Source organism: Phenylobacterium aquaticum, from assembly GCF_947378715.1.
GTDB lineage: Bacteria > Pseudomonadota > Alphaproteobacteria > Caulobacterales > Caulobacteraceae > Phenylobacterium > Phenylobacterium aquaticum_A.
In genome coordinates this window covers 1-6,676 of sequence record NZ_CANCLE010000193.1, presented here as the reverse complement: position 1 = coordinate 6,676, position 6,676 = coordinate 1, and the positions used below count along the sequence as shown (strand labels likewise).

Sequence of the window (6,676 nt, the reverse complement as noted above, 5' to 3'; positions counted from 1 at the left end):
GCGCTCGCCGACAAGGGCGTGCGCGAGGTCACCCTGCTGGGCCAGAACGTCAACGCCTTCTCCGGCCCCGGCGGGCTCGCCGGCCTGGTGCGCCAGATCGCCCGCATCCCGGGCCTGGACCGCATCCGCTACACCACCAGCCATCCGCGCGACATGGACGCCGCCCTGATCGCCGCCCATGCGGATCTGCCGGAACTGATGCCCTATCTGCACCTGCCGGTGCAGTCGGGTTCGGACAGGATTTTGAAGGCCATGAACCGGGCCCATACGGCCGACAGCTATCTGAAGCTGATCGAGACGGTTCGCGCCGCCCGGCCTGACCTGGCGCTCTCCGGCGATTTCATCGTGGGCTTTCCGGGTGAGCGGGAGGCGGACTTCGAGGCCACCCTGCAGCTGGTCCGCGAGGCCGGATACGCCAGCGCCTTCTCGTTCAAATATTCCCGCCGTCCCGGCACCCCGGCCGCCGCCATGCCGGGCCAGGTGGACGAAGCGGTCAAGGAGGAGCGTCTGGCCCGGCTGAACGCCCTGCTGGACGAACAGCAGGTCGCCTTCAACCAGAGCCAGGTCGGCCGCGTCCTGCCGGTGCTGTTCGAGAAGCCCGGCCGCCATCCCGGCCAGTTGTCGGGCCGCAGCCCCTATCTGCAGGCGGTCCATGTCACGGGACCCGCGGAGCTGATCGGCCAGATCGTTCCGGTTCGTATTGAAAGCGCCGCCAAGATGAGCCTGGCCGGCGCGCTGGAGCTGGAATCCGCTTGAGCCGTAGCCCTGAATTCATTCCCCTCGCCGACGAGATCGCCCGCGCCGTCACCGGCGCCGCCAGCCGCTACGCGGCCTTGATGGAGGACGCCTTCGACGTCCTGATCGAGACCCCTGGGGGCGGGGTGTTGCTGACCGGCGACGCCAAGGCGCGCGGCAACGCCAAGCGGGTGATCGAGACCCTGGCCGCCCGGGTGGACCGGGGGCTGGAGGTCACAGAGGCCGATGTCCGCGTCGCCATCGGCCAGGTGCGGGTCGGCCGGGGTTCGGCGCCCGGCGGCCTGCCGTCCGGCCGACGTGGCCAGGTGGCGCCCAAGACCGCCGCCCAGGCCCGCTATCTCGACGCGCTCGCCAAATGCGAACTGGTGTTCGGCCTGGGTCCGGCCGGCACCGGCAAGACCTTCCTGGCCGTGGCCCATGGCGCCGGTCTCCTGCTGCGCGGCGAGGTCGAGCGGCTGATCGTCTCGCGCCCGGCCGTCGAGGCCGGCGAGCGCCTGGGCTTCCTGCCGGGCGACCTGTCGGAAAAAGTCGATCCCTATATGGCGCCGGTCTGGGAGGCCCTGACCGATATCCTGGGCGTCGACCAGTTCCGCCGCCGCCGCGAGAAGGGCGAGATCGAGCTGGCCCCCATCGCCTTCATGCGCGGCCGCACCCTCAGCCACGCCTTCGTCATCGTCGACGAGGCCCAGAACTGTTCGCGCCTGCAGATGAAGATGGTCCTGACCCGGCTGGGCGAGGGCGCCCGCATGGTGGTGACCGGCGATCCCAGCCAGATCGACCTGCCCCGCGCCGAGGATTCCGGCCTGGCCCACGCCGTCGGCCTGCTCGATGGGGTCCAGGGCGTAGCCGTCAGCCGTTTCGCGGCCGAGGACGTGGTCCGCCACCCGCTGGTGGAACGCATCGTCCGCGCCTACGAGGCCGAGAGCGCCAAGGCTCGGCCGCGCGCCGAGCGGTCCCGGCCCAAGGCCGATGCGCCTGAAGCGGACCTGTCGCCAGCCCCCACGACGCCAGCAGACGTGTCTTGATCGATATCGAGATCGAGGATGAGCGCTGGTCGGACGTCCTGCCCGAAGCCTCGGCCCTGGTCCTGGCGGCGGCCGAGGCGGCCCTGGCCGGCGCCCAGCGCGCAGGCGGTGTGGTCGTCCTGCTCACCGACGACAAGGCCCAGCACGCCCTGAACCTGCAGTTTCGCGGCAAGGACAGCTCGACCAATGTGCTGTCCTTTCCGGCGCCGGAGAATCCTGAGGATCATCTGGGCGACATCTCGCTCGCCTTCGAGGTCTGCGCCGCCGAGGCGCGCGACCAGGCCAAGCCCTTCGCCCATCATCTGCAACACCTCGTGGCGCATGGGGTGCTGCATCTTGTAGGATACGACCACGAGACCGACGCCGAGGCCCTTGAGATGGAGGGTCTGGAGCGGGAGGTATTGGCCGGACTGGGGGTTCCTGATCCCTATGCGGCTGAACGGGGAGACGATGGCCAGTTCCGATGAGCCGAATCCAGGCGCGCGCCCCAGTCGGGGCCTGCGCGCCTTTCTGAGGCGGCTGAAATCCAGGTCGGGCCATGACGCGCCGCCGGTCATTCCCGCGCCGGGCGGCCAGCTGGTCGACCAGGCCCAGGCTTTCCAGACCCTGCGGGTCGACGATGTGATGACGCCGCGCGCCGACATCATCGCCGTGGAGCTGTCCCTGACCTTCGCCGAGCTGGTCGAGCGCCTGCTGGAGGCCGAGCATTCGCGGATGCCGATCTACCGCGAGACCCTCGATGACCCGGTCGGCGTGGTCCACGTCAAGGACGTGTTCAAGCTGATCGCCACCCCGGCCAAGGGCAAGGCCAAGCCGCCGGGGCCGACCGACACCGTGCTGCAGAAGCTGCGCCGCGACGCCCTCTATGTGCCGGCCTCCATGCGCGCCGCCGACCTGTTGCTGCGCATGCAGGGCTCGCGCATCCACATGGCCCTGGTGATCGACGAATTCGGCGGCACTGACGGTCTGGTGACGCTGGAGGACCTGGTCGAGGCGGTGGTCGGCGAGATCGACGACGAGCATGACGAGGCCCAGTCGGTCGGCATCATCGCCCGCCCCGGCGGGGTCTATGAGGTCGAGGGCCGCACGCCCCTGGAGGAACTGGAGGCCGCGGTCGGCAGCGACCTGGCCCCCGCCGACCTGGAGGAGGAGATCGACACCGTGGCCGGCCTGGTCATCGCCATCGCCGGCCGCGTGCCGCAGCGGGGCGAGGTGATCGGCCATCCTGACGGCTTCGAGTTCCAGGTGATCGACGCCGATCCCCGCCGGGTGAAGCGGGTGCGCCTGCGCCCCACCGTCGTGGCGCCGCCGCCGGAGAAGGCCGCTTGAGGCCGATCCCGCCCGCCTGGCGCATCCGCCTGGCGGCCCTGGCGGCGGGTCTCGCCGCCGGCCTGGCCCATCCGCCCTTTGGGGTCCTGCCTGGCCTGCTGGGCTACGCCCTGTTGCTCCGGCTGCTGGAGACCGAGGGCCCGCGCCCGTTGCGGTCGGCCTTCTTCCGGGGCTGGCTGGCCGGCGCAGGCTATTTCGCGGTCGGCGTCTGGTGGATCACCGAGCCGTTCCTGGTCGACGCCCGCGAGCAGGGCTGGATGGCGCCCTTTGCCTTGCTGCTGATGGGCGGGGGCTTGGCGCTGTTCTGGGGCCTGGCCGGGCTGATCCAGCGGGCCTTCGCGCCCCGGGGCTGGCGGCGCGCCCTGGTGTTCGCCGGCGCGCTCACCTTCACCGAATATCTGCGCGGCCACATCCTCACGGGCTTTCCCTGGAACCTGCCCGGCGAGACCTGGGCGGCGGGCTCGGCCCCGTCCCAGGCGGCGGCCCTGGTCGGCGCCTATGGCCTGACCTGGATCACTGTGGCCCTGGCCGGCGGAGCAGCCCTGCTGTTCGATCCGGTCTCGCGCCGGGCCCGGATCATCACTGGCGGCGTGCTCGCGGGCGGCCTCGTCCTGCTCTATGGCGGCGGCGCCTGGCGTCTGGCCCACGCGCTCCCGGTCTCGCCCACCGCGCCCCTGGTGCGGCTGGTCCAGGCCGATATCGACCAGAAGGAGAAGTGGAAGCCGGAGAACCTCGACCTGGTCTTCACCACCTATATGCAGCTGACCACCCAGCCAGGTCCGGCCCGGCCCGACATCGTGGTCTGGCCGGAAGGCGCCCTGCCGGCGGTGATCGACGATCTGCTCAGCCCCGGCAGTCCCTATCTGTGGCGGCTGACGGCAGGGCTCCAGACCGGCCAGACCCTGATGATGGGCGCCAATCGCGTCGATTTCGGTCCGGCCGGCGAGACCCGCTATTACAACAGCCTGGTCGCCCTGCGCCGCGCGCCGCAGGGCCTGAAGCCGACGGCGATCTATGACAAATACCGCCTGGTGCCGTTCGGCGAGTTCATGCCGCTCGGCCAGCTGGCGGCCAAGGTCGGGTTCCGCAGCCTGGTCCACATGCCCGACGATTTCACGCCGGGGCCAAAACCCCGGCCGCTCCGCGTCGAGGGCCTGCCCGCCGTCCAGCCGCTGATCTGCTACGAGGCCCTGTTCCCGCACTTCGCGGCGGACGCCGCCGCCCGCGCCGGGTTCCGGCCGGCCTGGATCCTCAATGTCTCCAACGACGCCTGGTTCGGGGGCGGCAGCGGCCCCTGGCAGCATCTGAACATCGCCGGCTATCGCGCCATCGAGGAGGGCCTGCCGATCGCCCGGGCCACGCCCACCGGCGTCACCGCCATGATCGACGCCTATGGCCGCCACCAACCCGGCCACACCCTGGGATTGGGCCGCATCGGGGTGGTGGACGCCCGCCTGCCACCAGGGCTGGCGCCGACCCCTTATTCGCGTCTCGGTGAAATAATCCCCGCCATCATGCTGCTCTTTTCTGCCGCCATGGCGAGCATTCGACGACATCGCCAGCCCTGAGGAACTGACGGAGGCGTCAATATTTTGACGGCCCGCCGCCGGTTCGGATAAGGAAATGGTCCATGGCCAAGGAACTTGACGTCGATCGCTCGCCCAACCCGGTGGATCTGCATGTCGGCTTGCGTATCCGACTGCGACGCAAGGAGCTGGGCGTCAGCCAGGAAAAGCTCGCCGATTCGATCGGCCTGACCTTCCAGCAGGTGCAGAAGTACGAGCGCGCGGCCAACCGCGTCTCGGCCTCCAAGCTGTGGGAAATGGCCCGGGCGTTGCGAACCTCGATCTCCTACTTCTTCGACGGCCTGGGCGACGCGGCGCGCACCGCGCCGGGCGAACCCGAGGGCCCGCCCCCGGCCCACGCCTTCCTGCTCACGCCCGAGGGCATGGAGCTGGCCGCCGCCTTCCCCAAGATCCGCAAGGCCCGCGTGCGCCGCCGCATCCTCGACCTGGTTCGCGCCATGACCGAGGATGACGAGGACGACGCCAAGGCCGACTGAGCGTCCTGGCCCGCAGCCGGCCGGGGCCGCCCGCCCGCGACCCGTCATCGCGCTTGCGGGATATAAAGATTTCTTTATAGGATTTCGAAGACGTTGCAGACGGACCGCGCATGCGGCCGTCGCGCCTGTTTCGGAGCCCCCCCTTGAGCCGTTCCTCCTATATCTTCACCAGTGAAAGCGTCTCCGAGGGCCATCCGGACAAGGTGGCCGACCGGATCAGCGACACGGTGGTCGACGCCTTCCTGGCGGTCGAGCCCGAGGCTCGCGTGGCCTGCGAAACCCTGGTGACGACCAACCGCATCGTGCTGGCGGGCGAAGTCCGCGCCGCCAAGCCGGGCGCCTCCAAGGACGAGAACAAGAAGCTCACCAAGGAGATCGTCGGCTCGCTGGAAGCCAAGGTCCGCGCGGCGATCAAGGACATCGGCTACGAGCAAAAGGGCTTCCACTGGGCCAAGGCCAAGTACGCCTGCTATCTGCACGCCCAGTCGGCCCACATCGCCCAAGGGGTGGACGGGTCGAACAAGAAGGACGAGGGCGCCGGCGACCAGGGCATCATGTTCGGCTATGCCTGCGACGAGACGCCGGAGCTGATGCCGGCGACCCTGCAATATTCCCACAACATCCTGCGCAAGCTGGCCGAGGTCCGCCATTCGGGCGAGTGCGAGGCGCTTGAGCCCGACGCCAAGAGCCAGGTGACCCTGCTCTATCAGGACGGCCGCCCGGTCGAGGTGCTGCAGATCGTGGTCTCGACCCAGCACAAGAAGCGGATCGGCCTGCATTCGGCGACGCCGAAGAAGGTCAAGGAGCTGATCCAGCCCTATGTCGAGAGCGTGTTCCCGTCGGGCCTGATCACCAAGAAGACCAAGTGGCACGTCAATCCCACCGGCCGCTTCGAGATCGGCGGGCCGGACGGCGACGCGGGCCTCACCGGCCGCAAGATCATCGTCGACACCTATGGCGGCGCGGCCCCGCACGGCGGCGGCGCCTTCTCCGGCAAGGACCCGACCAAGGTCGACCGCTCGGCGGCCTATGCCTGCCGCTACCTGGCCAAGAACGTCGTGGCCGCCGGCCTGGCGCGCAAGTGCACCATCCAGATCAGCTACGCCATCGGCGTCGCCGACCCCTTGAGCTTCTATGTCGACCTGCATGAGACCGGCCAGATCGACCCCGCCAAGCTGGAGGCCATCCTGCCCCAACTGATCGGCGGCGCGACGCCGCGGGCCATCCGCGAGCACCTGGGCCTCAACCGCCCGATCTACGCCCGCACCTCGGCCTATGGCCATTTCGGCCGCACCCCGGACGCCGAGGGCGGCTTCTCGTGGGAAAAGACCGACCTGGTCGCCGAGTTGAAGGCCCTGGCCTAGAGCCGCCTGGACGATTAGAGGGGCGCGGATGGACCACCATCCGCCCCTTCGCTCCTTTGGCCGCATCAAGTCGCGGACCATCAAGCCCCGCCAGGCCGCCCTCATGGACAGCCTGCTGCCGGAAATCCGCTGTCCTCAGG

The 6,676-nt window shown here is 69.7% G+C and carries 7 protein-coding genes and 1 pseudogene; all 8 read left to right on the top strand.

The window, feature by feature from the left end; genetic code table 11:
* The coding region (locus Q7P21_RS18385) for a MiaB/RimO family radical SAM methylthiotransferase (RefSeq protein ID WP_304178713.1) at window positions 1-756 on the top strand (756 nt) is incomplete at its 5' end.
* Window positions 753-1,781 (top strand): PhoH family protein, encoded by a 1,029-nt coding sequence (locus Q7P21_RS18380; RefSeq protein ID WP_304178702.1) that lies wholly within the window; start codon window positions 753-755, stop codon window positions 1,779-1,781. The genes Q7P21_RS18385 and Q7P21_RS18380, both read left to right, overlap by 4 nt.
* The gene (gene ybeY, locus Q7P21_RS18375) at window positions 1,778-2,248 is read left to right on the top strand and encodes an rRNA maturation RNase YbeY (protein ID WP_304169706.1); all 471 of its coding nucleotides are present in this window, start codon (window positions 1,778-1,780) and stop codon (window positions 2,246-2,248) included. Before Q7P21_RS18380 ends, ybeY begins: the two co-directional genes overlap by 4 nt.
* On the top strand, window positions 2,232-3,110 hold the full coding sequence (locus Q7P21_RS18370) for a hemolysin family protein (protein WP_304169708.1): 879 nt from the start codon (window positions 2,232-2,234) through the stop codon (window positions 3,108-3,110). The genes ybeY and Q7P21_RS18370 overlap by 17 nt, the downstream gene beginning before the upstream one ends.
* Window positions 3,107-4,678: an apolipoprotein N-acyltransferase gene (gene lnt, locus Q7P21_RS18365; RefSeq protein ID WP_304178689.1), complete on the top strand. Its 1,572-nt coding sequence runs from the start codon at window positions 3,107-3,109 to the stop codon at window positions 4,676-4,678. The genes Q7P21_RS18370 and lnt overlap by 4 nt, the downstream gene beginning before the upstream one ends.
* A gap of 62 nt (window positions 4,679-4,740) precedes the next feature.
* Window positions 4,741-5,172: a helix-turn-helix domain-containing protein gene (locus Q7P21_RS18360; RefSeq protein WP_304169711.1), complete on the top strand. Its 432-nt coding sequence runs from the start codon at window positions 4,741-4,743 to the stop codon at window positions 5,170-5,172.
* 143 nt (window positions 5,173-5,315) lie between these two features.
* Complete coding sequence (metK, locus tag Q7P21_RS18355; RefSeq protein ID WP_304178677.1) at window positions 5,316-6,536, top strand: methionine adenosyltransferase; 1,221 nt, start codon at window positions 5,316-5,318, stop codon at window positions 6,534-6,536.
* A gap of 28 nt (window positions 6,537-6,564) precedes the next feature.
* A pseudogene (locus Q7P21_RS18350) lies at window positions 6,565-6,676 on the top strand (tRNA (guanosine(46)-N7)-methyltransferase TrmB); the annotation flags it as partial.

Bases quoted from the DNA above. Each gene is read 5' to 3' on its own strand.
- Q7P21_RS18370 (WP_304169708.1), top strand. From the start codon at position 2,232: ATGGCCAGTTCCGATGAGCCGAATCCAGGCGCGCGCCCCAGTCGGGGC.
- Q7P21_RS18360 (WP_304169711.1), top strand. From the start codon at position 4,741: ATGGCCAAGGAACTTGACGTCGATCGCTCGCCCAACCCGGTGGATCTG.